The sequence below is a fragment of the Pseudomonas sp. GL-RE-26 genome, assembly GCF_019956275.1.
Taxonomy (GTDB): Bacteria; Pseudomonadota; Gammaproteobacteria; order Pseudomonadales; family Pseudomonadaceae; genus Aquipseudomonas; species Aquipseudomonas grandcourensis.
The window spans coordinates 396115-420413 of record NZ_JAHBDI010000011.1; the positions used below are offsets into that span (position 1 = coordinate 396115).

At 60.4% G+C, this 24299-nt stretch carries 20 protein-coding genes; 12 read left to right on the forward strand and 8 right to left on the reverse strand.

Features of this window, described 5'->3' with window-relative positions; all coding sequences use genetic code 11:
• Nucleotides 1-81: 81 nt before the first annotated feature.
• Nucleotides 82-828 carry an NRDE family protein gene (locus tag KGB07_RS09380; protein WP_223465249.1) on the reverse strand — a complete coding sequence of 249 codons (747 nt, stop codon included), beginning with the start codon at nucleotides 826-828 and terminating at the stop codon, nucleotides 82-84.
• Nucleotides 829-963: 135 nt separating this feature from the next.
• Here KGB07_RS09380 and KGB07_RS09385 point away from each other — a divergent pair, with 135 nt between their 5' ends.
• The 3 genes from KGB07_RS09385 to KGB07_RS09395 all read left to right on the forward strand — a co-directional run bounded on the left by KGB07_RS09385 (nucleotide 964) and on the right by KGB07_RS09395 (nucleotide 3657).
• Nucleotides 964-1746, forward strand: a complete 783-nt coding sequence (locus KGB07_RS09385; RefSeq protein WP_046039164.1) for a sulfite exporter TauE/SafE family protein — start codon at nucleotides 964-966, stop codon at nucleotides 1744-1746.
• A gap of 83 nt (nucleotides 1747-1829) precedes the next feature.
• Nucleotides 1830-2636, forward strand: coding sequence for a prolipoprotein diacylglyceryl transferase (gene lgt / locus KGB07_RS09390; RefSeq protein WP_046039166.1), 807 nt, complete (start codon nucleotides 1830-1832; stop codon nucleotides 2634-2636).
• Nucleotides 2637-2685: 49 nt separating this feature from the next.
• Nucleotides 2686-3657, forward strand: a complete 972-nt coding sequence (locus tag KGB07_RS09395; protein ID WP_223465250.1) for a thymidylate synthase — start codon at nucleotides 2686-2688, stop codon at nucleotides 3655-3657.
• 122 nt (nucleotides 3658-3779) lie between these two features.
• Here the strand turns inward: KGB07_RS09395 and cadR are convergent, their stop codons facing one another.
• A complete protein-coding gene (cadR, locus tag KGB07_RS09400) occupies nucleotides 3780-4229 on the reverse strand; it encodes a Cd(II)/Pb(II)-responsive transcriptional regulator (protein ID WP_046039170.1) in 450 nt (149 codons plus the stop codon).
• A 93-nt stretch (nucleotides 4230-4322) separates the two neighbouring features.
• Between cadR and KGB07_RS09405 the strand changes: the two genes are divergently transcribed.
• The 7 genes from KGB07_RS09405 to KGB07_RS09435 all read left to right on the forward strand — a co-directional run bounded on the left by KGB07_RS09405 (nucleotide 4323) and on the right by KGB07_RS09435 (nucleotide 13320).
• Entirely contained in the window at nucleotides 4323-6584 is a 2262-nt protein-coding gene (locus KGB07_RS09405) for a heavy metal translocating P-type ATPase (RefSeq protein ID WP_223465251.1), read from the forward strand.
• 16 nt (nucleotides 6585-6600) lie between these two features.
• Complete coding sequence (locus KGB07_RS09410) at nucleotides 6601-7464, forward strand: LysR family transcriptional regulator (RefSeq protein WP_046039172.1); 864 nt, start codon at nucleotides 6601-6603, stop codon at nucleotides 7462-7464.
• A 157-nt stretch (nucleotides 7465-7621) separates the two neighbouring features.
• The gene (locus KGB07_RS09415) at nucleotides 7622-8698 is read left to right on the forward strand and encodes a putative 2-aminoethylphosphonate ABC transporter ATP-binding protein (RefSeq protein ID WP_046039174.1); all 1077 of its coding nucleotides are present in this window, start codon (nucleotides 7622-7624) and stop codon (nucleotides 8696-8698) included.
• The gene (locus KGB07_RS09420; protein WP_223465252.1) at nucleotides 8698-10422 is read left to right on the forward strand and encodes a putative 2-aminoethylphosphonate ABC transporter permease subunit; all 1725 of its coding nucleotides are present in this window, start codon (nucleotides 8698-8700) and stop codon (nucleotides 10420-10422) included. The genes KGB07_RS09415 and KGB07_RS09420 overlap by 1 nt, the downstream gene beginning before the upstream one ends.
• A 38-nt stretch (nucleotides 10423-10460) precedes the next feature.
• The gene (locus KGB07_RS09425) at nucleotides 10461-11486 is read left to right on the forward strand and encodes a putative 2-aminoethylphosphonate ABC transporter substrate-binding protein (RefSeq protein ID WP_046039177.1); all 1026 of its coding nucleotides are present in this window, start codon (nucleotides 10461-10463) and stop codon (nucleotides 11484-11486) included.
• Between the two features lie 143 nt (nucleotides 11487-11629).
• Nucleotides 11630-12763 (forward strand): TIGR03364 family FAD-dependent oxidoreductase, encoded by a 1134-nt coding sequence (locus tag KGB07_RS09430; protein WP_046039179.1) that lies wholly within the window; start codon nucleotides 11630-11632, stop codon nucleotides 12761-12763.
• A complete protein-coding gene (locus KGB07_RS09435; protein WP_046039180.1) occupies nucleotides 12763-13320 on the forward strand; it encodes a phosphonate degradation HD-domain oxygenase in 558 nt (185 codons plus the stop codon). Before KGB07_RS09430 ends, KGB07_RS09435 begins: the two co-directional genes overlap by 1 nt.
• A gap of 133 nt (nucleotides 13321-13453) precedes the next feature.
• Here the strand turns inward: KGB07_RS09435 and KGB07_RS09440 are convergent, their stop codons facing one another.
• On the reverse strand, nucleotides 13454-14830 hold the full coding sequence (locus KGB07_RS09440) for a GTPase/DUF3482 domain-containing protein (protein ID WP_046039182.1): 1377 nt from the start codon (nucleotides 14828-14830) through the stop codon (nucleotides 13454-13456).
• The gene (locus tag KGB07_RS09445; protein ID WP_223465253.1) at nucleotides 14823-16193 is read right to left on the reverse strand and encodes a DUF2868 domain-containing protein; all 1371 of its coding nucleotides are present in this window, start codon (nucleotides 16191-16193) and stop codon (nucleotides 14823-14825) included. The genes KGB07_RS09440 and KGB07_RS09445 overlap by 8 nt, the downstream gene beginning before the upstream one ends.
• Before the next feature lie 85 nt (nucleotides 16194-16278).
• Between KGB07_RS09445 and KGB07_RS09450 the strand changes: the two genes are divergently transcribed.
• Complete coding sequence (locus KGB07_RS09450; protein ID WP_046039186.1) at nucleotides 16279-16791, forward strand: dihydrofolate reductase; 513 nt, start codon at nucleotides 16279-16281, stop codon at nucleotides 16789-16791.
• Nucleotides 16792-16941: 150 nt separating this feature from the next.
• Here KGB07_RS09450 and KGB07_RS09455 read toward each other — a convergent pair whose 3' ends face one another.
• Nucleotides 16942-18333: an L-cystine transporter gene (locus KGB07_RS09455; protein WP_046039188.1), complete on the reverse strand. Its 1392-nt coding sequence runs from the start codon at nucleotides 18331-18333 to the stop codon at nucleotides 16942-16944.
• 242 nt (nucleotides 18334-18575) lie between these two features.
• Here KGB07_RS09455 and KGB07_RS09460 point away from each other — a divergent pair, with 242 nt between their 5' ends.
• A complete protein-coding gene (locus tag KGB07_RS09460) occupies nucleotides 18576-19631 on the forward strand; it encodes a phosphorylcholine phosphatase (RefSeq protein ID WP_046039190.1) in 1056 nt (351 codons plus the stop codon).
• A 205-nt stretch (nucleotides 19632-19836) separates the two neighbouring features.
• On the opposite strand, the gene ilvD is transcribed toward KGB07_RS09460, so the two are convergent.
• From ilvD to KGB07_RS09475, 3 genes are all read right to left on the reverse strand, one after another.
• Nucleotides 19837-21678: a dihydroxy-acid dehydratase gene (gene ilvD, locus KGB07_RS09465; protein WP_046818369.1), complete on the reverse strand. Its 1842-nt coding sequence runs from the start codon at nucleotides 21676-21678 to the stop codon at nucleotides 19837-19839.
• 218 nt (nucleotides 21679-21896) lie between these two features.
• Nucleotides 21897-23093: an MFS transporter gene (locus tag KGB07_RS09470; protein WP_046039194.1), complete on the reverse strand. Its 1197-nt coding sequence runs from the start codon at nucleotides 23091-23093 to the stop codon at nucleotides 21897-21899.
• Between the two features lie 2 nt (nucleotides 23094-23095).
• Nucleotides 23096-24202, reverse strand: a complete 1107-nt coding sequence (locus KGB07_RS09475) for a SagB family peptide dehydrogenase (RefSeq protein ID WP_223465254.1) — start codon at nucleotides 24200-24202, stop codon at nucleotides 23096-23098.
• Nucleotides 24203-24299 lie beyond the last annotated feature (97 nt).

The following is a 24299-nucleotide window of genomic DNA, read 5'->3' on the forward strand; positions in this document are numbered from 1 at the left end:
TCAGAAAAACTGCGGTAGCTGGATTGCAACTGCTTCGCAGCCGAGCGGGAGCAAGCTCCCTCGCCACAGGACCGCGCCAGATCAAATTTTTAGTTCCACTTCCCCAAGATGCCCGCCATACGGCCCGAAACTTCTTTCGACCAGATGCAATGTCCCATCCGCCTGCACAATCAACGCCGTACTCGCCCGCGTTCCATAGCTCTGACTGGCAATGAACACGCTCGACAACAGAGTTTCAGTGGCCAGTCCCACTCCGGTATCCGGCAACTCGGCAAACGGCGCGGTTTGCGCATCGCTCAATAACGCCAGCAGCGCCTGAGGCTGCGGATCATCCAGTACCTCGCTCAAGGCGGCCTTGGCCTTGAGCAGCTTCGGCCACGGCGTATCCAGCCCGGCGTTCGACACGCCGTAGACTCCCGGTTGCAGCATCACGGCTTCCGTCTCCCGGGCATTGAAGTGCCAAAGCTCGTTTCTGTTGCCAACCAGTAGATTGAACCCGCCATATTCAGGCGAACGTCTGACAACGTCGGCCAAATAGTCATCAATCGAGCAATCGCCCTCGAGGAATCGCGCGACCAGCTCCCCACGAGACTTGCGCCCCGGAAGTCGATGGGGATCGCGGATGTTGGTCAGCGCCGCAAATCGACCGTTGGCACCGACACCGAGCCAGGTGCCACCGGCCTCGAGGTCGCGCCCCGCATGCACATGCGGCGCTTCGGGCCATGGCGCCAGCGGCAGGCTGGGGCGGGCGTAGAATTCATCGCGATTGGCCGCCACGACCAGCGGCTGGGCATGACCCGGTCGCCAGGCAAAAACAATCAGGCACATCAGGCTGTCCTTGTGTGTTTTTTGTTCACTCTACGCAGACATCGCTCATCGATCCATCGCCTTGCACAGTGGAGCTTGAGGCCATGCATCCGTTACCATGCCGCTCCGGTTTTGGGGAGGCGAGCGGGGACGACCATGGAATTTCTGCTCTATCTGGCGCTCGGCGCCTGTGCGGGTGTGCTCGCCGGGCTGTTTGGCGTGGGCGGCGGGATCATCATCGTCCCGGTGCTGGTGTTCAGCTTCACGGCCCAAGGGTTCGATCCGTCGATCCTCACGCATCTGGCAGTGGGTACCTCCCTGGCGACGATCATCTTTACTTCGGTCAATTCGGTACGTGAGCATCACCGCCGTGGCGCTGTACGTTGGCCGATCTTCATGTGGATGACCGTTGGCATTCTGATCGGTGCCGGGTTCGGCGCGCTGACGGCGGAAGCGATCTCCGGCCCCAACCTGCAGAAACTCATTGGCGTATTCGCCCTGGTGATCGCCGCTCAGCTTGCGCTGGATGTCAAACCCAAGGCCAGCCGAACCGTGCCGGGCAAACTCGGTCTGACCGTGGCCGGCAGTGTAATTGGCTGGGCTTCGGCGATTTTCGGCATTGGCGGCGGTTCGTTGACCGTGCCATTCCTGACCTGGCGCAGTGTGCCGATGCAGCAAGCCGTGGCCACTTCATCGGCCTGCGGTCTGCCGATTGCCCTGGCCAGTGCATTAAGTTTCATGATTCTGGGCTGGCACGATCCGTTGCTCCCGGCCCATAGTCTCGGTTTCATTTACTTGCCGGCGTTGCTGGGCATTGCCCTGACCAGCATGGTCTTCGCCCGCTTCGGTGCGCGACTGGCCCACAACCTGTCGCCAAAGTTGCTGAAACGGCTGTTTGCCGCTTTGCTGTTCTGCGTCGGCCTGAACTTCCTGCTCTGACGGGCAGCGCAATCCTGGCTTAATCCTGAGGTGGCAGCGTCGCCCGGGAATTTTTAAGATTTGAACTCTAACGAGGAGTCGCAATGCTGCCTTACCCGCAGATCGACCCGGTGGCCCTGGCCATCGGTCCGCTGAAAATCCACTGGTACGGTCTGATGTACCTGATCGGCATCGGCGGCGCCTGGCTGCTGGCGTCCCGCCGCTTGAACCGCTTCGACCCGACCTGGACCAAGGAGAAACTCTCCGACATGGTGTTCTGGATGTCGATGGGGGTGATCGTCGGCGGGCGACTGGGTTATGTGTTGTTCTACGATCTGAGCGCCTATCTGGCCAACCCGACGCTGATTTTCGAAGTGTGGAAGGGCGGCATGTCGTTCCACGGCGGTTTCATCGGCGTGATGCTGGCGGCGTTGTGGTTCGGCAAGAAGAACAACAAGTCGTTCTTCCAGCTGATGGATTTCGTTGCGCCGATGGTGCCGATTGGCCTGGGCGCCGGGCGTATCGGCAACTTCATCAACGCCGAGCTGTGGGGCAAGGCAACCGATGTGCCGTGGGCGATGGTCTTTCCGACCGATCCGGCGCAACTGGCGCGTCACCCGTCGCAGTTGTACCAGTTCGCCCTCGAAGGCGTGGCGTTGTTCCTGATCCTCTGGCTGTTCTCGCGCAAGCCGCGGCCGACCATGGCGGTATCGGGGATGTTCGCGCTGTTCTATGGCATCTTCCGTTTCATCGTCGAGTTCGTCCGCGTACCGGACGCCCAGCTGGGCTATCTGGCCTGGAACTGGCTGACCATGGGCCAGGTGCTGTGCGTGCCGATGATCGTCGGCGGGCTGTTCCTGATCTGGCTGGCGTATCACCGCGCCCCGGCGACTCCAGCGGCAGCCGTATAAAATTCGAACCCCGCAGCGATGGTTGCGGGTTCAAGGACACAGGTAATTCATGAAGCAATATCTCGAACTGGTCGCCCACGTCATCAAGAACGGCACCAAGCAGGCCAACCGTACCGGCGTGAACACCATCAGTTTTCCCGGTGCGATGCTGCGTTATGACCTGCAGGAAGGTTTCCCGGCGATCACCACGCGCAAGATGGCGTTCAAATCGGCCATCGGCGAAATGTGCGGGTTCCTGCGCGGCGTGAACAACGCTGCCGAATTCCGGGCGTTGGGCTGCAAGGTCTGGGACCAGAACGCCAACGAAAACGCCCAGTGGCTGGCCAACCCGTTCCGTCAGGGCGAAGACGACCTCGGCGAAATCTACGGCGTGCAATGGCGCAAATGGCCGGCGTACAAGCAGATCCCGGTCAGCAACCCGGCTGCTATCGAGCAGACCCTGAAGCAAGGCTACCACCAGATTGCCGAAGGCGAGGAGGACGGCCAGGCCTACGTGGTGCTGTACAAGGCCATCGACCAGGTTCGCCAGTGCGTCGACACCATCATCAAGGACCCGGGCAGCCGCCGCATCCTGTTCCACGGCTGGAACTGCGCCCAGCTCGATGAAATGGCGTTGCCGCCGTGCCACCTGCTGTACCAGTTCCACCCGAATGTCGAGACCAAAGAGATCTCTCTGACCCTCTACATCCGTTCCAACGACCTGGGCCTGGGCACGCCGTTCAACCTCACCGAAGGTGCTGCGCTGCTGAGCCTGATCGGTCGTCTGACGGGCTACACGCCGCGCTGGTTCACCTATTTCATCGGTGATGCCCACGTCTACGAAAACCACCTGGAGATGCTCAACGAACAGCTCAAGCGCGAGCCGTTCCCGATGCCGAAACTGGTGATTTCCGACCGTGTGCCGGAGTTTGCCAAGACGGGTGTTTATCAGCCTGAATGGCTGGAGCTGGTGGAACCGGGCGATTTCTCGCTGCAAGGCTACGAGCACCACGCGCCGATGACCGCGCCGATGGCGGTCTAAAAAACCACCATCGACCCTGTGGGAGCGAGCTTGCTCGCGATAGCGGTTTGTCAGTCACATCAATGTTGAATGTGCCGCCGTCATCGCGAGCAAGCTCGCTCCCACAGGGTTTTGTGTTGTTTTCAGTGGCCGTGACTACGGCCAACATGGGAATGCTCAACCTCCGTCGCCACAACCCCGCCGCTCACTTCCAGCCGCTGCAAAATCCCGCATTGATCGACCTCCGGCCCCTCGCCGCAGCGTTGGCGCAGGTCGAGCAGTTGTGTCTGCAAGGCCAGCAAGCCGTCGATCCGCGCCTTGACGTGGTGGATGTGCTCGTCGATCAGCGCGTTGACGCTTTCGCACTGGTCCTGCGGACTGTCGCGAAACGCCAGCAGGCTGCGGATTTCTTCGAGCGTCATGTCGAGGGTGCGGCAGTTGCGGATGAAGGTCAGGCGCTCGGCGTGAGGCTGGGTATAGACGCGATAATTGCCGTCACTGCGGGCCGGTTCCGGCAGCAGGTTCTCGCGCTCGTAATAGCGGATCGTTTCCACGGCGCAGTCCGTGAGTTTTGCCAACTCTCCAATTTTCATGACGCCAATCTCCAAAACTCCAGAATGGGTGCTTGACCCTATAGTGGCTACAGGGTCTTTACTTGGCAACAGGTACTCTTATGGACGCAACCAATGAGCGATTCACTGCACTCCCACAAACCCGGGGCTGAGCACAAGCACAGCCACAAGCTCAAACCCGTGCAAAAACATGGCCACGGCGGTCACGGCGACGCCTGTTGCTCATCTAAAGCGGCAGCGCCTGCGCTGGTAAAACTGAGTGAATCGCCGACGATTGGCGCTCGGCTGAGTCGTTTTCGCATCGAGGCAATGGACTGTCCGACCGAGCAGGCACTTATCCAGAACAAGCTAAGCAAACTGACCGGCGTACAGCAGTTGGAGTTCAATCTGATTAATCGGGTGCTCGGCGTGACCCACGATTTGCCCGGTATCGAGCCGATCGTCGAGGCCATCAAGTCCTTGGGCATGCAGGCCGAACCGCTGGACCAGGGTGCTGAAACCCCGACTCCGGCGCCTCGGAAAAAGCCGTGGTGGCCCTTGGCGCTGTCCGGTGTTGGTGCATTGCTGGCAGAAGTTATCCACTTCACTGGTTTCGCGCCGAACTGGGTGGTGGCGGTTATCGCACTGGTCTCGATCCTCAGTGGTGGCCTTGGTACTTACAAAAAAGGCTGGATCGCCCTTAAAAACCGCAACCTGAACATCAACGCCCTGATGAGCATTGCCGTGACCGGCGCGGTGCTGATCGGCCAGTGGCCGGAAGCGGCGATGGTGATGTTCCTGTTCACCGTGGCCGAGTTGATCGAAACCAAATCCCTCGACCGTGCGCGCAATGCCATTGGCGGTTTGATGCAGATGACCCCGGACACGGCAACGGTGTTGCAGGCTGACGGAAGCTGGCTTGAGCAGGATGTAAAAACCATTGGGCTCGGCGCGCGGGTACGGGTTCGTCCCGGCGAGCGTATCGGCCTGGACGGTGAAGTGCTGTCCGGTCGCTCGACCATCGATCAGGCGCCAATCACCGGTGAAAGCCTGCCGGTGGAAAAAACCGTCGGTGACAAAGTATTCGCCGGGACCATCAATCAGGCCGGCTCCCTGGAGTACGGGGTGACCGCCGCGGCGGATAACTCGACCCTGGCCCGCATTATCCACGCCGTTGAGCAGGCCCAGGGCGCGCGGGCGCCGACCCAGCGTTTCGTCGACAGTTTCTCGAAAATCTATACCCCGGCGGTGTTCGTCCTGGCACTGGCCGTGGCGGTGATCCCGCCAATGTTCATGGGCGCGTTGTGGTTCGACTGGATCTACCGGGCGCTGGTGCTGCTGGTGGTGGCCTGTCCGTGTGCGCTGGTGATTTCCACGCCGGTGACCATCGTCAGCGGCCTCGCGGCGGCGGCGCGCAAAGGCATATTGGTCAAGGGCGGTGTCTATCTGGAGGGCGGTTACAAGCTCGACTACCTGGCTCTGGACAAGACCGGGACCATTACCCACGGCAAACCGGTGCAGACCGATTACCTGTCGCTGGACCCGACCGCCGACGACTCGGCGCCCGCCATTGCCGCCGCGCTGGCCGGGCGCTCGGATCACCCGGTTTCCCTGGCCATCGCCAAGGCGGCTGTGGATAACCAGACCGCGACGCTGATTGTGGATAACTTCGAAGCGCTGGGCGGGCGCGGGGTGCGCGGCGAGATCAACGGCCAGCTCTATCATCTGGGCAACCATCGTCTGGTAGAGGATCTGGGCCTGTGTTCGCCGGCGCTGGAAGAAAAGCTGTTTGCCCTGGAAAAACAGGGCAAGTCGGTGGTGTTGCTGCTCGATTCGTCCGGCCCGTTGGCGCTGTTTGCCGTGGCGGACACGGTAAAGGAATCGAGCCGCGAGGCTATCCGGCAGTTGCATGACCTGGGCATCAAGACCCTGATGCTCACCGGTGATAACGTCCACACCGCCCAGGCCATTGCTGCGCAGGTCGGTATCGACGAGGCCAGGGGCGACCTGTTGCCGGGGGACAAATTGCAGTCGATCGAGGCTCTTTATGCCCAGGGGCATCGGGTCGGCATGGTCGGCGACGGCATCAACGACGCCCCGGCGCTGGCGCGTTCCGAGATCGGTTTCGCCATGGCCGCTGCAGGCACCGATACCGCGATCGAAACCGCCGATGTCGCCCTGATGGACGACGATCTGCGCAAAATCCCGGCATTCATTCGCCTTTCGCGGCAGACTTCGAGCATCCTCAAACAGAACATCGCCCTGGCTTTGGTCATCAAGGCGATCTTTCTTGGGGTAACCTTCGCCGGGGTCGCTACCATGTGGATGGCGGTGTTCGCCGACATGGGCGTGAGTCTGCTGGTGGTGTTCAACGGTTTGCGCCTGCTGCGCAAGTAAAGGATGAGGGACGGTTGTGCTGAGTGCGGAGCTGAAGGCGTTTTACATGGTGGCCCGCCTGGGCAGCATTACCCAGGCTGCCAAAAAGCTTGGCCTGAGCCAGCCGACGGTGACGACACAGATCCGCAACCTCGAAAGTCAGTATTCGGTCGAACTGTTTTACCGTGGCGGCCGGCGTCTCAGCGTCAGCGAGGAGGGCGCGCGGCTGCTGCCGATGGTCAAGGTGCTGATGCAGCAGGAAGCCGACATCGAGTTTTTCCTGCGTAACTGCGGCCAGGTCCAGGGCACATTGCGTATTGCCGCCACGGCGCCGTATTACATCCTCGACCTGGTGAAAACCTTCCGCGAGCGCCTGCCGCAGGTTGAGGTTTCGGTGGAAATCGGCAATTCCCAACAGGTGCTTGAAGCGCTGGAGGATTACCGGGTCGATGTCGCGGCGTCGTCGCAGTTGCTCGAAGACGCGCGGCTGATTCGCCGGGTGCTCGGCAGCGATCCGCTGGTGCTGGCGGTGCATCGCAATCATCCGCTGGCGGTTCACGATCACGTGCCGCTCGGCGCCTTGGCCGGGCATACCCTGCTGATGCGCGAACCGGGCTCGACCACCCGTCGTTTGACCGAAGATTTGCTGGCCAGTGCCAGCGTGTGTTTCGGCCCGCTGCTGGAGATCGGCAGCCGCGAATCGATCCGCGAAGCGGTGCTGCGCAACATCGGCATCAGCATCATTGCCCGTCAGGAAGTGCCCCATGATCCGCAACTGCGGGTGCTGACCATCGAGAATGCACCGCAGATTCCCGAATACCTGTACTGCCTCAAGGAGCGCAAAAACGCGCGGCTGCCGGCGGCGTTCCTGGGGTTGGCGCAGGAAATGGCCCCTGTGTAGAACTCTGTGGCGAGGGAGCAAGCTCCCTCGCCACAAGTTAGTCATTGTCCAATAACCAAAAATCCCGAATACCACTATCGGCAGTTTTTGCCTTACTGCCACATGACGGACTCATTACAACTCTAGGATGGCCCCATCTGCTAGATGAGATCCGTCCATGAACAACTCGATCGCAACTGCCCTGACCAACCCCGGCGCACCGATGAAGGTGCGCGGTGTACAGAAACGCTTCGGCGCCTTCACTGCGCTGGATAACGTTTCCCTCGACGTGGCGGCTGGTGAGCTGGTGTGTCTGCTGGGGCCGTCGGGCTGTGGCAAAACCACCTTGCTGCGCTGCATCGCCGGTCTGGAGAAGCAGGACAGCGGCGAGTTGTACCTGGGCGATCGCGACGTTTCCCACCTGGCGCCCCAGGCGCGGGACTACGGCATTCTGTTCCAGTCCTACGCGTTGTTCCCCAATCTCACCGTCGAAGCGAACATTGCCTACGGCCTCGCCGGCAGTGGTCGCGACGAAGTGCGCCGTCGCGTCGGTCAGATGCTGGAACTGGTTGGCCTGACCGGCAGCGAGAAAAAATACCCGGGCCAGTTGTCCGGTGGTCAGCAGCAACGTGTGGCATTGGCCCGCGCCCTGGCGCCCGCGCCTTCGCTATTGTTGCTGGACGAACCGATGTCGGCCCTCGATGCCCGGGTGCGCGAGCATCTGTGCACCGAATTGCGCCAACTGCAACGCAACCTCGGCATCACCACCCTGATGGTCACCCACAATCAGGACGAGGCCATGCTGATGGCCGACCGCATTGCCGTGATGAACAACGGCAAGGTCGAGCAGTACGCCACGCCGCAGGAAATCTACAACCGCCCGGCCACGCCATTCGTGGCAGAGTTCGTCGGCCAGGGTAACTGGTTGCCGTTCCAGCGCAGCAGCGACAGCCACGCCCAGGTCGGCGGGCTGAACATGCGCCTGGCCGATGGCAGCGCCAAGACCGCGTCGGGCCGTTTGTTCTGCCGTCCGGAAGCGATCAACGTCAACCCGCTGGTGCACGAGGAAAACCTGTTCCCGGCCAAGGTTCGTGAAATCACTTTCCTCGGCAACCGCTGCCGCATGAGCTTTGAACTCGATCAGTTGCCGGGTCATGCGTTGTTGGCGGAGCTGGCACCGGAAGCCATGCCACGCCTTGGCGCCCAGCAGATCATGGTCGCCTTGCCTCCGCGCAGCCTGCAGGTATTTGCCTGATGAGTGCGAACATCGCGCTGCCGCTGCCGTACAAGCAGGTTCGGCAGACTACCCGCGCCGAAATCGGTGACCGGTTGTTCGTGGTCGGCGGCAAAGTCCTCATGCTGGTGTTGTTGGGCGTTGCCGTAATGATGCCGTTGCTGGCGATCTTCTGGCGTGGTTTCAGCGCCGAGGCCGGGCAGGGCGGTGGCTGGGTCGCAGCGAAAGAACTGGTGACCAGCGAAAACTTCCACTGGTTGCTCGGTAACAGCCTGAAGGTATCCCTCAGCGTCGCGGCCATTGTCGTACCGCTGGCCTACCTGTTTGCCTACGCGCTGCAACGCACCTTGATTCCGGCCAAAGGCATCTGGCGGGGCATTTCGCTTCTGCCATTGATGGCGCCGTCGATGCTGCCGGGGATTGCGCTGGTTTACCTGTTCGGCAACCAGGGCATGCTGCGTGGCCTGCTCTCAGACAATATCTACGGCTTCTGGGGCATTGTGCTTGGCGAAGTCATCTACACCTTCCCACACGCCTTGATGATTCTTCTGTCGGCCCTGTCCCTGGCCGATGCGCGACTGTTCGACGCGGCCTCCAGCATGGGTGCGAGTCCTGCAAAAGCCTTCCGCAGTATCACCTGGCCGGCGACCCGTCAGGCCGTGTTCGCCGCATTCTGCCTGGTGTTCACTCTGACCATCACTGACTTCGGTGTGCCAGTGGTGGTCGGTGGCGACTATCAAGTGCTGGCGCTGGAAGCCTACAAGGCGGTGGTCGGCCAGCAGCAATTCGGTCGCGGTGCCTTGATCGGCATGGTGTTGTTGCTGCCGGCGCTGTTCAGCTTCGGCGTCGATGCCTGGTTGCGTCGTCGTCACGGTGACTCCATGAGCGGTCGCGCCCAGGTGTTCAAACCCGCGCCTTCGAAGCTGCGCGACAGCTGCTACCTGGCCATCGTCCTGCTGATCTGCGCCGCGCTGCTGCTGGTGTTCGGCATGGCGGTGTTCTCGTCCCTGGTGAAGTTCTGGCCGTACAACCTGTCGCTGTCGCTCAACCATTACCAGTTCAACGAAACCGCCGGTGGTGGCTGGCTGGCCTACGGCAATAGCTTGAAGATGGCCCTGGGCACGGCGTTGATTGGCAGCCTGCTGATTTTCACCGGCGCCTACCTGATGGAAAAAACCAAGGGCCAGCGCGGACTGAACCTGACCTTGCGCATGCTCAGTTTCGTCCCGATGGCGGTGCCGGGCCTGGTGCTGGGGCTGGGTTACGTCTTCTTCTTCAACCTCACCGGCAACCCGCTGCATGTGCTCTACGGGACCATGACCCTGCTGATCGTCTGCACCATTGCTCACTATTTGACCACCGCGCAAATGACCGCCACCACCGCGCTGCGTCAGCTCGACGCCGAGTTCGAAGCCGCTGCGCTGTCGCTCAAGGCGCCGCTGTACCGCCACTACCTGCGCGTCACCGTGCCGATCTGCCTGCCAGCCTTGCTGGACATCGTGCGCTACCTGTTCGTCTCGGCCATGACCACCGTTTCGGCGGCGATCTTCCTCTACAGCCCCGACACCATCCTCGCGGCAGTGGCGGTGCTGAACATGGACGACGCCGGCAACGTCGGCGGTGCGGCAGCGATGTCGACCCTGATCCTGATTACCTCGGCGGGCGTGTCCCTGCTGCTGGCCTGGGCCTCGCGCGGCTTGCTGCGCCGCTCCCAGGCTTGGCGCCAGACCGCGCCCGGTCATTGAATCTGCACAACCCATCAACTCAAAAACAGGAAAAGATCATGTTCAAGCCTATGGCCCTGGCCGCTGCTGTCCTCACCGCTTTCAGCCTGAACGCCTTTGCGGCGAAAACCGAGTTGACGGTGTACACCGCCCTCGAAGCCGAACAACTGAAGACTTACAAAGAAGCTTTCGAAAAGGCCAACCCGGACGTCGAAATCAAATGGGTGCGTGATTCCACCGGCATCATCACCGCCAAACTGCTGGCCGAAAAAGCCCGTCCGCAGGCTGACGCCGTGTGGGGCCTGGCCGCTTCAAGCCTGGCGATCCTCGATCAGCAAGGCATGCTGCAAAGCTATGCACCGAAAGACCTGGGCAAGATCGGCGCGAACTACCGCGACGCGGCCAACCCGCCAGCCTGGGTCGGCATGGACGTCTGGGCTGCGACCATCTGCTTCAACACCGTCGAAGCCGAGAAGCAGGGCCTGACCAAGCCAGTGAGCTGGCAGGATCTGACCAAGCCTGAGTACAAAGGCAAGATCGTCATGCCGAACCCGGCCTCGTCCGGCACCGGGTTCCTTGACGTCAGCGCCTGGCTGCAAACCTTCGGCGAGAAGCAGGGCTGGGCCTACATGGACGGCCTGCACCAGAACATCGGCCAGTACGTTCACTCTGGCTCCAAGCCTTGCAAACTGGCGGCGGCTGGCGAATTCCCGATCGGTATTTCCTTCGAGTACCCGGCCGTTCAGCTGAAACGCCAGGGCGCACCGCTGGACATCATCCTGCCGAAGGAAGGCCTGGGCTGGGAGATCGAAGCGACTGCGGTGATCAAGGGCACTGCCCACGAAGAAGCGGCGAAGAAACTGGCTGACTTCTCTGCCAGCCCTGAGGCGATGGATCTCTACAAAGAAAACTTCGCCGTACTCGCGCAGCCTGGCATCGCCAAGCCGCAGACCGAACTGCCGGCCGACTACGAGCAGCGCCTGATCAAGAACGACTTCGCCTGGGCTTCGAAGAACCGCGACGAGATCCTGACCGAATGGCGCAAGCGCTATGACGGCAAGTCCGAGAAAGTGGCGGCCAAGTAAGGTCTTCATCGGCTGACAGGGCCTCATCGCGAGCAAGCTCGCTCCCACAGGTCCTGTGGCGGTCACAAAATTTGTGTCCACTACAAATCACTGTGGGAGCGAGCTTGCTCGCGATAGCGGTCTCGAATTCAGGACAAGATTCCATGACACACCACAACGACATGCTGATCGTCGGCGCCGGCGTCCTGGGTTTGTCCCACGCGTATGCCGCCGCCAAGCGCGGTCTGAAGGTCACGGTTTTCGAGCGCAGCGAAACGCCCCTCGGCGCTTCTGTGCGTAACTTCGGCCAGGCACTGGTCACCGGCCAACCGCCGGGACCGATGCTGGAGTTGGCCCGCGCCAGTCGCGGAATCTGGGGCGATTGGGCGCAGCTCGCCGGCCTGCAACTCAAGCGCAATGGCTCGTACCTGTTCGCCCGCACCGAAGCGGAAGAGCAACTGCTGGAAGCCTTCTGCGAGGGCCGCGCCGTCGAATACGGTTACCGCGTCGACCTGCTGCGCGGCGCTGCGCTGCGTGATTTGTACGGCGGTCAGTTCCGCCATCACCGCGCGGCCTTGCATGGCATGGACGACCAGCAGCTGTATTCCCGCGAAGCGATTCCGGCGCTGATCGACTTCCTGCGCCGCGACCTGGGCGTCAAGTTTCACTTCTCTACCCTGGTGCGCGATATCGAGCCGGGGCGCCTGCACAGCACCGCCGGCAGCTTCAGTGCCGAGCAGATCATCGTCTGCTCCGGCCACGATTATCAGACCTTGCTGGCCGAACAGATCGCCGAACTCGAGCCGCAAATCTGCCGCCTGCAAATGCTCCGTGCCCGACCGCAAATCAACCTCAACCTGCAACACGCGTTGCTCACCGGTTTGAGCTGCGTGCACTACGGCGCCTTCGCCGATTTGCCGGAAGCTGCGGCGGTGCAGGCAGAAATTCTGCAGTACGCACCGCACCTGCACGAAAACGGTATCCACCTGCTGATCAGCCCGACGCCCTATGGCGAATTGATCATTGGTGATTCGCACCATTACGGCAGCGATCCGTCACCCTTCAATGCCGAGCAGGTCGACGACTGGATGATCGAACTGGCCGAGCAGACCCTGGGCTGCAAGGTGCAAGTGGTCGAACGCTGGCAGGGGGTCTATGGTTCACGGGGGCCGGGACCGTTCTCGTTCCTGCGCCCGGCAAAAGGCCTGAGCGTGGCGTTGATGCACACCGGTGTCGGCATGAGCGTCGGGCCGGCAATGGCTGAGCGCAACGTTGCCACGGTATTGGGGGAAATCTGATGGAGCGTAATGAACAAGTGATTGCCGAGGTGTTCGGTTTGTACGAGCTCTTCGGTGACAGCGACTACATCGGTGAGCCGGTGTCGCAGATCGAGCACATGTCCCAGGCGGCGGAGCTGGCCATGGCCGAAGGCTTCGACGATGAAGTAATTCTGGCGGCTTTCTTTCACGACATCGGGCATATCTGCGCCGAAAGCGTGGAGAGCATGGGCGGCTTCGGTGTGGTCAGCCATGAACGGCTCGGTGCCGACTACCTTCGCCGCGCCGGATTCAGCGAGCGCATGGCACGGCTTGTCGAATACCACGTGCAGGCCAAGCGTTACCTGACACTCAAGGAGGCGGGATACTACGAGCGCTTGAGTGAAGCCAGTCGCCGAACCCTGGAATATCAGGGCGGGGTGATGACGGCTGAAGAGGCCGAGGCGTTCGAGCAGGACCCGCTGTGTGCCGTGAGCTTGCGCATGCGCCAGTGGGATGAACTGGCGAAAGAGATGCATGTGCCGGTGATTGATCTGGCGGTGATGAAGGGCAAAGCGGTACGGCTGTTGGCGGCGTAAAGCCAGTGATACCGAGTTGCTGCCATCGCGAGCAGGCTCACTCCCACACTGGATCTGTGATCGACACAAATCCCCTGTAGGAGCGAGCCTGCTCGCGATGGCGTCAGTTAAAACAACACAAATGTTCAGGTGACTACAGCTGCTGCGCCAACCCCTCAACCTGCTCCTGCCGCTCCGCCTGATTCAATTTGGGATGAGGATTGAGCGACGACCACTGCGGATGCGCCCGCGCTTTGTTCAGCGCCTCAGGCAGTTTGCCTTCGCGCCAGCTTTTATCCCGTGGCGTGGCCACCTGAATACTGTCCATCGCTGCGTGCCCACGGGCATTGAGTGCTTGCAGCAATTGCCGCTGGCGCAGCGCCAACAGGCGCAGCACGTTGTCATCCACCGTCAATTCGCGCTGGCCCTTGATCTTGCCCAGCAAGCGGCTGCCATAACTGCGCGCGGTTTGCAGCGCGCCGCCGGCGATGGCCCCGGCCAGTGCGGCGGCGCCGAGGGTGATGCCACCGACCAGCAGATCAACCCCTGCCCCGGCGGCAGCACCCGCGGCGATTCCGCCGCCGACCCGCACGCCCAGTTGCTTCAGGGTTTCCGGGTTGAACAGGTCATCGCCCCAACGGCCGTCGAGCAGCGGCAAATCACTGGCAGCGGCATCCTGTGGGCGGAAGGCATAGAGCTTGAGCAGGGCCTCGACGCAACGCTGCTCACGCTGGCGTACGGCTTTGCGCAGTTCGCTGATCGCCTTTTGTTCCTGCTCGGCTTCACTGACCACGCTGCGTCGGCAGGCCGCGCAATCGATCAGTAATTCGGCAATCAATCGCTCTGCGCTTTGTTGGCGAGCCAGACGCTGGGCTTGCTGATCGGCGATCAGGCGTTCGAGTTGCGGCCGGGCAGACTCCAGCAACAGGGCGAGACTTTCATAGAGTCGACGCTCACCATCCTCCGGCGGCGCGACGCTGTCGAAGCGTACCAAGGCATGCAAGCCCAGCCGTGCCAGTGCTTCCCGCCAGGCCGGTTCGCGATGGTTGGCGCTGCTGACGAAATTCAGCACCGGCAGCAAGGGTTTGCCGCAACTGGCCAGCACCTCCAGCTCGTCGCGATACTTGGCCAGCACCGGCTCTCGGGCGTCGATCACGTAGAGCCCGGCGTCCGACGCCAGTAACTGGCGCAGCACCTTGGCTTCCTGTTCGAAGCGTTGCCGGGCTTCGCTGCCCTCAAGGAAGCGCGCCAGCCGCGCCGGGCCGTCGAGGCGTTCGCCGGGACGCTCCAGGCGTTCAAGGTAGTCGAGCAGGGCGATGGCGTCTTCCAGGCCCGGGGTGTCGTAGAGATCGAGCAAGGGCTCGCCGTCCACCGACAATCGTGCGCCTTCGACGTGTCGCGTGGTGCTGGGGCGATGGGACACTTCACCGAAGCCGACGTCGCGGGTCAGGGTGCGCAGCAACGAGGTTTTGCCAACGTTGGTGTGGCCGACCACGGCGAGTTTCAGGGGCTGCTTCCAGGCGTCAGTCATGACCGGACTCCAGCCAGCTCATCGGTGCGCAATCGGCAAACGGTAGCTCAAGCTGTTGCAGCGCCACGTGCCAGTCGCCCAGGCGTTCGGCGTCCAGCGCTTCACCGGGGGGCGCCTGCAACAACCACACGCGGGTGGCGCTGGCGCTGCGGGCCAGTTCGGCGATCAGCGCCAGGCTGCCGCGATCCGGCGAGCGCCGCGGATCGCACGCAATGGCCAAGCGCGCCGGAGGGAAGCGGCTCAGTTGTTCGAGGAGTTTGTGTCGCGATTCGCGGCTGTCGAGGATGCCGGCGTTGCTGACGTTTTTCGGCAATTGCGGTGGCCACGGGCGGTCGTCGTCCAGCTCGATGGCGACCAATAGAGCACCATCACTTTGTTGTTCGCTGACACCGCTTTCCATGCGATGCAGTTGCTCAGGCGCCGCATCGCTGATGCCGAGGCGTTCGCTGGTGGGCATCAAGCGTTCGCGTAGCTGTGCGTAACCGGGCAGGTTCAAATCCAGACGCAGCGCTGTTTGCCCCATCTTCCAGCGCCATAGGCAAAACAGCGCGAGCAGCAGGCGCGGCAAAACGCCGTAGACCAGCAGAACGCCCACCTGCCAAGCGGCCCAAGCCTGGCGGGCGCTTTCGATGTTCAGGGCGGCGTCGCCACTGGCGCGGATCATCTCCTCGGTGGGCACGCTGAAACCGAGCAGGGCCGGCAGCGCACCAAGGGCCTGAGTGACGGCGATAAAGGTGTCGGCGCTGAGAATGGTGGTTTCCCAGACGAAGCCATAGCGTCGGGTCGCCATCAACGTCAGCAGGATCACCAGCGCGCTGAGCATCGCCAGCAACCACAGGCTGTTGACCAGTACGCCGATGGCCCAGCGATTGAGCTTCTGGCGTTGCAGCAATAACAGCAGGGCCGGCGCCAGTTGTGCGGCCTTGGCGTCCCGGGCGAGTTTTTCACTTAGCCACAGCCACAGTCGCCCGAGGCTGGCGCCGTGTTCGCCGGCAAACACCAGGCCCAGGGCCCAGCTCAGCAGCAGGATCAGGTTGAGCCCGAGCAGGCTGCCCAAGGCCCAGAACACATTCACCGGGTGCAGGCCATCGCCCATGGCGGCAAAGGCCAGGCCGGCGCCGCTGATCACCGCCAGCACCGCCATGACGATCAGTGCCAGTCGCGCGCCTTGCAGCCAGTGTTTGAGGGCATCGGCCAGGCCATCGCGCTCGGCCAGCCACAGGGCTCGGCGTTGAATGCGCAACGGCAAATCGCCGCCGGCGCTGCGGGCCAGTCGGTTGGCTTCAAGGTCTTCCAAGGGACCTGCGTACTCTTCGCGCAGGCGGATGGTTTCTGTCAGCCAGAGGTTATTCAGTTCAGTCACGCGGCATCCCGTCGCTTAAATGAGCTGTGAGCATAACCGCTGTGACGCTTATCGGCGAAAGCGAGGCTCTGGTATCCTCGCCGGCATGACTAAATCACTCCCTCTCAGCCTGATCGCAGCCCTCGGTGAAAACCGTGTGATCGGCGTCGACAACAGCATGCCCTGGCACTTGCCGGGGGACTTCAAATATTTCAAGGCCACCACGCTCGGCAAGCCGATCATCATGGGGCGCAAGACCTGGGACTCCCTCGGTCGCCCGCTGCCGGGCCGCTTGAACATCGTGGTCAGCCGTCAGGTGGGTCTGCTGCTGGAAGGCGCGGAGGTTTATCCGTCGCTGGAAGCTGCTGTAGCTCGCGCTGAAGAGTGGGCAAAAGAGCAGGGCGTCGATGAGCTGATGTTGATTGGCGGTGCGCAGTTGTATGCGCAAGGGCTGGCGCAGGCTGATCGGTTGTACCTGACCCGCGTGGCGTTGAGCCCGGAAGGGGATGCGTGGTTTCCGGAGTTTGATTTGAACCAGTGGAAACTGGTGTCGAATGTGCCGAATCCGGCGGAAGGCGACAAACCGGCGTACAACTTTGAAGTCTGGGAGAAAGCCTAAACCTGTGGCGAGGGAGCTTGCTCCCGCTGGGCTGCGCAGCAGCCCCAAAACCCTGCACTGCATGCTTACTGAAAGATTGCATCAGGCCACACTGGGGCCGCTTCGCGACCCAGCGGGAGCAAGCTCCCTCGCCACAAAGTTGTTCGATCGTTAAGCCTGCGCCAACGCCGAATGCTCATCCGCATCCAGCAGTTCTTTATCAGTCTGCTGCATCACCTGACTGGTAATCGCCCCCGCCGTCATCGAGCCACTGACATTCAACGCCGTACGCCCCATATCAATCAGCGGCTCGACCGAAATCAGCAACGCCACCAGTGACACCGGCAAACCCATCGCCGGTAGCACGATCAACGCCGCAAACGTCGCGCCGCCACCCACCCCGGCCACACCGGCCGAGCTCAGCGTCACAATCGCCACCAAAGTCGCGATCCACAGCGGGTCCAGCGGGTTGATGCCCACAGTCGGCGCCACCATCACCGCCAACATCGCCGGGTACAGGCCGGCACAACCGTTCTGGCCAATGGTTGCGCCAAACGAAGCGGCGAAACTGGCGATGGACTGCGGAATGCCCAGGCGACTGGTCTGCGCTTCAATGCTCAACGGAATCGTCGCAGCGCTGGAGCGGCTGGTGAAGGCAAACGTCAGCACCGGCCAGATCTTGCGGAAGAAGCGCAGCGGATTGATCCCGGCGGCCGACACCAGCACGCCATGCACCACAAACATCAGGCCCAGGCCGATGTAGGACACCACGACAAAACTGCCGAGCTTGATGATGTCTTGCAGGTTCGAACCGGCGACGACTTTGGTCATCAGCGCCAGCACGCCGTACGGGGTCAGCTTCATCACCAGACGGACCAAGCGCATCACCCAGGCTTGCAGGGTGTCGATGGCGTTGATCACTTTCTGACCTTTCTCGGCATCATCCTTGAGCAATTGCAGGGCCGCGACACCCAGGAACGCCGCGAAAATCACCACGCTGATAATCGACGTCGGCTTGGCCCGCGCCAGATCGGCGAACGGGTTTTGCGGAATGAACGACAACAACAGCTGCGGCACATTCAGGTCGGCGACCTTGCCGGCGTAATCGGTCTGGATGGTTTGCAGGCGCGCCATTTCCTGGGTGCCGGCCACCAGGCCTTCGGCGGTCAGGCCGAACAGGTTGGTCAGGCCGATACCGATCAAGGCCGCGATGGCCGTGGTGAACAGCAGCGTGCCGATGGTCAGGAAGCTGATTTTGCCCAGCGATGAGGCGTTGTGCAGGCGGGCCACGGCACTGAGGATCGAGGCGAACACCAGCGGGATCACGATCATTTGCAGCAACTGCACGTAACCGTTGCCCACCAGATCGAACCAGCCAATCGAGGCTTTCAGCACCGGGTTGCCGGCACCGTAGACAGTGTGCAGCGCCACACCGAACGCCACGCCCAGCACCAGTGCGAGCAGGACTTTTTTCGCCAGACTCCAAGTGGTGTGGCGGGTTTGCGCCAAGCCCAGGAGCAGGGCGAGGAACACCAGCAGATTGAGGATCAGCGGCAGATTCATTGGAACTCCCATTAGACTTTTGCCAACTGCCTTCCGGGGCAGCTGCGAACCGGCAAGCCTAACAGCTTGAAAACTAATGAATTAATATCAAAAACGTATGGTCTCCGTCGTTTTTGGAATAAGCGGATGTCGCTGTCAGAAATGCACCTGGCGCGAAAGGGACGCAGGCGGTCGCTGACAGACGAGGACTGTCACACTTATTTGTTAGCGTCGATCTCTTTCACATTCAGGGAGAAACGCCAATGAAGTTCGCACCGAAATTGCTGGCAGCAGCACTTTGCCTGGGCCTTGCCGGCCAGGTGCTTGCAACGGATCTGAAACACTGGCCCGCCGATCAGGCCAAGGCGCTGGAGGCGATGATCGCCGCCAACGCTAACAAAGGTAACTACGCGGTGTTCGACATGGACAACACCAGTTACCGCTACGACCTCGAAGAGTCGTTGCTACCGTTCATGGAGAACAAGGGCCTGATCACCCGCGACAAGCTCGATCCCTCCCTGAAACTGATGCCGTTCAAGGACACCGCCGACCACAAGGAAAGCCTGTTCAGCTATTACTACCGCCTCTGCGAAGTCGACGACATGGTTTGCTATCCATGGGTCGCCCAGGTGTTCTCCGGCTTTACGCTCAAGGAACTCAAGGGCTATGTCGACGAGATGATGGCGTCGGGCAAACCGGTGCCGGCGACTTATTACGAAGGCGACGTGGTCAAGAAGCTCGACGTCAACCCGCCGAAGATCTTCACCGGCCAGCAAGAGCTGTACAACAAGTTGATGGAGAACGGCATCGAGGTCTACGTGATGACCGCCGCCTCCGAAGAGCTGGTGCGCATGGTCGCGGCCGATCCGAAGTACGGCTACAACGTCAAGCCGCAGAACGTGATCGGCGTGTCGCTGTTGCTGAAGGACCCGAAGACTGGCGAGCTGACCACCGCGCGCAAGCAGGTCACCGCCGGCAAGTATGACGAGAAGGCCAACCTCGGCCTCGAACTGACCCCGTACCTGTGGACCCCGGCGACCTGGATGGCCGGCAAGCAGGCGGCGATCCTGACCTACATCGATGAATGGAAAAAACCGGTGCTGGTTGGCGGCGATACCCCGACCAGTGACGGTTACATGCTGTTCCACAGTGTTGACGTGGCCAAGGGCGGCATCCACCTGTGGGTCAACCGCAAGGACAAGTACATGGCCCAGATCCAGGGCATGATGGCCAAGAACGCTGCGGCCCAGGCCAAGGAAGGGTTGACGGTGACGGCTGACAAGAACTGGGTGATCGTGAAGCCGGAAGACATCCAGTAAGACCGAGGCGCTCCAATCGCGGGCAAGCCCGCTCCCACTAGGTTCTGGGTGAAGCACAAATTGTGTGGACTCTGAAGATCCTGTGGGAGCGGGCTTGCCCGCGATGGCGGCGTCACATTCACAGTTGTATCCACTGCCAATCCCGCTTCGCAAACAAAAAAATGCCCCGCACATGGCGGGGCATTTTTTGTTCAACGGTTAAGCCTTACAGCCCGTCAAGCATCGCCTTGTTACGCACAGCACCCTTGTCGGCACTGGTGGCCAGCAGGGCGTAGGCTTTCAGTGCGGTGGTCACTTTACGTGGACGCACTTCCACCGGTTTCCAGCCTTTCTTGTCCTGCTCCACTCGGCGCGCGGCCAGTTCTTCATCGCTGACCAGCAGGTTGATCGAGCGGTTCGGAATGTCGATCAGCACCTTGTCGCCGTCCTGTACCAGGCCGATCGCGCCGCCGGCAGCGGCTTCAGGCGAAGCATGGCCGATGGACAGGCCGGAAGTACCGCCGGAGAAACGGCCATCGGTGAGCAGGGCGCAAGCTTTGCCCAGGCCTTTGGATTTCAGGTACGAAGTCGGGTAGAGCATTTCCTGCATGCCCGGGCCGCCTTTCGGGCCTTCGTAGCGAATGATGACGATGTCGCCTTCTTTCACTTCGTCGGCGAGGATGCCGCGCACGGCGCTGTCCTGGCTTTCGAAGATCTTGGCGTTGCCTTCGAACACGTGGATCGACTCGTCGACGCCAGCGGTTTTCACCACGCAACCGTCCAGGGCGATGTTGCCGTAGAGAACGGCCAGGCCGCCTTCTTGCGAGTACGCGTGCTCGACACTACGGATGCAGCCGTTTTCACGGTCGTCGTCCAGGGTGTCCCAACGGGTCGACTGGCTGAACGCGGTTTGCGTCGGGATGCCCGCAGGACCGGCCTTGAAGAAGTGGTGCACGGCTTCGTCGGTGGTCTGGGTGATGTCCCACTTGGCGATGGCTTCTTCCATGCTGCGGCTATGCACGGTTGGCAACTGGGTGTGCAGCAAACCGCCACGGGCCAGCGAACCGAGAATGCTGAAGATCCCGCCGGCGCGGTGCACGTCTTCCATGTGGTACTTCTGGATGTTCGGCGCGACCTTGCACAGTTGCGGTACGTGACGGGACAGACGGTCGATGTCGCGCAGGTCGAAATCGATCTCGGCTTCCTGTGCAGCGGCCAGCAAGTGCAGGATGGTGTTGGTGGAACCGCCCATGGCGATGTCCAGGGTCATGGCGTTTTCGAACGCCTGGAAGTTGGCGATGTTGCGCGGCAATACCGACTCGTCGTTCTCGCCGTAGTAACGCTTGCACAGCTCGACGATGGTGCGGCCGGCCTGCAGGAACAGCTGCTCGCGGTCACTGTGGGTGGCCAGTGTCGAACCGTTGCCCGGCAATGCCAGGCCCAGGGCTTCGACCAGACAGTTCATCGAGTTGGCGGTGAACATGCCGGAGCACGATCCGCAGGTCGGACAGGCGCTGCGCTCGTACTCGGCGACTTTCTCGTCAGAAGCGCTGGAGTCGGCGGCGATCACCATGGCATCGACCAGGTCGAGGCCGTGGGAAGCGAGTTTGGTCTTGCCGGCTTCCATCGGGCCGCCGGAGACGAAGATCACCGGGATGTTCAGGCGCAGGGACGCCATCAGCATGCCGGGGGTGATCTTGTCGCAGTTGGAAATGCAGACGATCGCATCGGCGCAGTGGGCGTTGACCATGTACTCGACGGAGTCGGCGATGATTTCGCGGCTCGGCAGCGAATAGAGCATGCCGTCGTGGCCCATGGCGATGCCGTCATCGACAGCGATGGTGTTGAATTCCTTCGCCACGCCGCCAGCGCGTTCGATCTCGCGGGCGACCAGTTGGCCCAGGTCCTTGAGGTGCACGTGACCCGGTACGAACTGGGTAAAGGAGTTGGCAATGGCGATGATCGGCTTCTTGAAGTCGTCATCTTTCATCCCCGTGGCGCGCCACAGTGCGCGGGCACCGGCCATGTTGCGGCCGTGGGTGGATGTTTTCGAGCGGTAATCAGGCATGAAGCACTCCGGGCGGCTAATCAGGTATCAAAAGGGAAGTGAGCTTCTATTGACGTCTGGAACACTCAGAAATGGCCGCGTGTCCGGAAGTTGCCGATAACTTTGCGGGATCGCCGCGCGCTTCAGCTTGAGCTCATAAACCCGCCGGGGATGACTGGCGATGAATGTTCGCGATTCTACACGGCTGGCGGCTGGAGGGAATGCCGTAGGGCGCTTGATCATCGCCCGACCCTCGCATTTGTCAGCAACCCCCACAGACTGAAACCGATAAAACTGACGGCAATTGTCACCAGCAGATGGGTTCCTGCCAGGGCTAGCACAGCGCTGCTGATGGCGGCGGTGATGAACATGATTGTATTGCCAGCGGATGCAGCGGTTCCGGCATTACTGGAAAACAACAGCATTGCTGCAGAAATGGCTGCTGGCCGAACCAAGGTGACGGCCAGTGCACTGATTAGCATCGGCACAAACAATGTGAGCGTCGTCATTGCGTCGAAGATCAGGATCAACCCTAAAGCCAGACCGGCGATGCTCAGTAGGCTCAATCCGAGGTTTATCTGTTTGCTGAGGGAAATGCGCTTCTGCGCGGCCGAAGCTAGAGCTCCACCGAGGACGTAAGCCACGCCATAAGCCACCAGAACCAACGCATACTGATATTCAGACAGTTTCAGGACGTCCATGAAAATCAGCGGCGTCACGCTGATAAGGGCAAAGTAACAGGAGAAGACCAGCGCGGCGATCCACCAATAGCGAACAAAGTCTTTGCTGTTCAGGATGGTTTTCAGTGTTGACGTAATAGAAGTGGTTTCGTGGTCGGTTCGGGCTGATCTGGCAGGCAACTCTGATTGCGCATGGATAAAGATACCGAGCGCCATCAGGGAAAACGCATAAAAGCTGCCCTGCCAACCAAAAGATGTTTGCAGCCATGAGCCAAGCAGAGGGGACAGTGCGACAAATGACCCGCTCAGGGTCATGTAATAAATGCGCACCCGGGCTCGATCCTTTTCTTCGAACAGGTCCTCTACTAGCGCGTGGCCCAGCACAAAAAAACCGCACCCCAACGCCTGAACGGCGCGAAAGCCCATAAAAGTCGAATAGTCCGTTGCCTGGGTACAGCCGATCGCACCTATCGAGCACAGGATCAGGCATCCAAGCAGCACTTCCTTACGCCCCCATTTGTCCGAAAGGGGGCCGGTGACCAGTTGCGCGAAAGAAAAAACCAGTGTGAACAAGCTGACCGCAAACGCGATATCAACCATTGATGTATTGAACTCCAGCGCCAAGGCCGGGAAAGAGGGAAGCAGGATGTTGAGTGGGAAAAAGCTGATTAACGAAATATTGGTAATAAGAATGAATCGGGAGATTTTTTGACCTGTGATGTTATCGCTTATCCTGGCGCTTGAGTGCTCTGACATTTTTATGGGTTTCCGGGGTTTACTGGTGGGGTATTTTTGTTCAGTAAGCTTTGTAGTTCCTCACACAATGTCTCTCCCTTGCTGTGTCCAGCACCTATAAAAAGAAATACTTGTTCTGATAGGTCGTCCAGTTTTATAAGTTTTTCTATTTTTGATTCGGTCAGTGCAGCGGTTAGCCAAGTATTCAATCCAAGTGATGTTGCACACAGTTGTATAGTTTGCGAAATGTGGCCGATCTCTAGTAGTGAAACCCGATAGGCTTGCGAGTGAGGGTATTTCCACCACATTTTATCGAGGCGCGAAGTAAGGAATATTCCAAAAGGAATGTTGTCGGCAAAGTGTTGGCCTTGTAGAAGAGAACCGAGAGGGCTGTTCAAACGACTCAATAACTTTAAAGCATGCAAGTTCGGGTGATAGTAATAAATCCCAGGGTCGAGCCCTTGGACGTTATAAGCATATAAATATCCTTCGCTGGCGTTCAGTCCACCACCTGACGGGCTGCTGCGCCGTGCATTGAACATGCCCGGAGTCAGTTCACAGGTATCCGACTCTCGCTCCTTCAGGTAACCGAGACAAAAGTAGAGAAGCGTACTGACATCATTCAGCGACACGCTTTTTTTCCGAAAGGAACGGCATGTTTTCCGCTGCAACAAGACTTGCTTGAATCCGGTATGCCCGTCTAATGCCCTATTGTCAGTCGGGGGTGGCAGGCAGAGCAGGTTCTCACGCTGGAGGTGGGCGAATGGGTGAGGTGGTGGGGGCTCTCGACTCAGCGCCTCCTGACAATGAGCGAAGTAACGATCAGCCCATTCCTTTGTGTTCGTTGGGGTATTGCCAGCACCAAGGTCTTTGGTTCCGATGTGAAAAATCTTCGAAAGGTCATCCCATTGCCAGTCATCTGGAGGTAAGTCCTGTTCGACGAATATACCGGCTTCAAAAAAATCAGTGTCAATTGGGTGGCATTTATCAAATAGTGTTGTTTGCTCGATAAGCTCAATTAATCGACCTGCGTGAGAACTGTCGATTTCGAATTGCTCATGGGTTTTATAGTTCCAGATGAAAAGCCGGGGAGGCTTGGGTAGTAAAAAAATATAGGGGTTCAGTTGCATACGGCATCCCTCTTTTTAAAAGCCGGACAGAAGGTATTCTGCCCGGCTTTTCCTGAGTGATTACTTAGGCGTGCTAAGCATTGCGTGGTGGTGTACC

Bases quoted from the DNA above. Each gene is read 5' to 3' on its own strand.
- KGB07_RS09380 (WP_223465249.1), bottom strand. From the start codon at position 828: ATGTGCCTGATTGTTTTTGCCTGGCGACCGGGTCATGCCCAGCCGCTG.
- KGB07_RS09385 (WP_046039164.1), top strand. From the start codon at position 964: ATGGAATTTCTGCTCTATCTGGCGCTCGGCGCCTGTGCGGGTGTGCTC.
- lgt (WP_046039166.1), top strand. From the start codon at position 1,830: ATGCTGCCTTACCCGCAGATCGACCCGGTGGCCCTGGCCATCGGTCCG.
- KGB07_RS09395 (WP_223465250.1), top strand. From the start codon at position 2,686: ATGAAGCAATATCTCGAACTGGTCGCCCACGTCATCAAGAACGGCACC.
- cadR (WP_046039170.1), bottom strand. From the start codon at position 4,229: ATGAAAATTGGAGAGTTGGCAAAACTCACGGACTGCGCCGTGGAAACG.
- KGB07_RS09405 (WP_223465251.1), top strand. From the start codon at position 4,323: ATGAGCGATTCACTGCACTCCCACAAACCCGGGGCTGAGCACAAGCAC.
- KGB07_RS09415 (WP_046039174.1), top strand. From the start codon at position 7,622: ATGAACAACTCGATCGCAACTGCCCTGACCAACCCCGGCGCACCGATG.
- KGB07_RS09420 (WP_223465252.1), top strand. From the start codon at position 8,698: ATGAGTGCGAACATCGCGCTGCCGCTGCCGTACAAGCAGGTTCGGCAG.
- KGB07_RS09425 (WP_046039177.1), top strand. From the start codon at position 10,461: ATGTTCAAGCCTATGGCCCTGGCCGCTGCTGTCCTCACCGCTTTCAGC.
- KGB07_RS09430 (WP_046039179.1), top strand. From the start codon at position 11,630: ATGACACACCACAACGACATGCTGATCGTCGGCGCCGGCGTCCTGGGT.
- KGB07_RS09435 (WP_046039180.1), top strand. From the start codon at position 12,763: ATGGAGCGTAATGAACAAGTGATTGCCGAGGTGTTCGGTTTGTACGAG.
- KGB07_RS09440 (WP_046039182.1), bottom strand. From the start codon at position 14,830: ATGACTGACGCCTGGAAGCAGCCCCTGAAACTCGCCGTGGTCGGCCAC.
- KGB07_RS09450 (WP_046039186.1), top strand. From the start codon at position 16,279: ATGACTAAATCACTCCCTCTCAGCCTGATCGCAGCCCTCGGTGAAAAC.
- KGB07_RS09455 (WP_046039188.1), bottom strand. From the start codon at position 18,333: ATGAATCTGCCGCTGATCCTCAATCTGCTGGTGTTCCTCGCCCTGCTC.
- KGB07_RS09460 (WP_046039190.1), top strand. From the start codon at position 18,576: ATGAAGTTCGCACCGAAATTGCTGGCAGCAGCACTTTGCCTGGGCCTT.
- ilvD (WP_046818369.1), bottom strand. From the start codon at position 21,678: ATGCCTGATTACCGCTCGAAAACATCCACCCACGGCCGCAACATGGCC.
- KGB07_RS09470 (WP_046039194.1), bottom strand. From the start codon at position 23,093: ATGTCAGAGCACTCAAGCGCCAGGATAAGCGATAACATCACAGGTCAA.
- KGB07_RS09475 (WP_223465254.1), bottom strand. From the start codon at position 24,202: ATGCAACTGAACCCCTATATTTTTTTACTACCCAAGCCTCCCCGGCTT.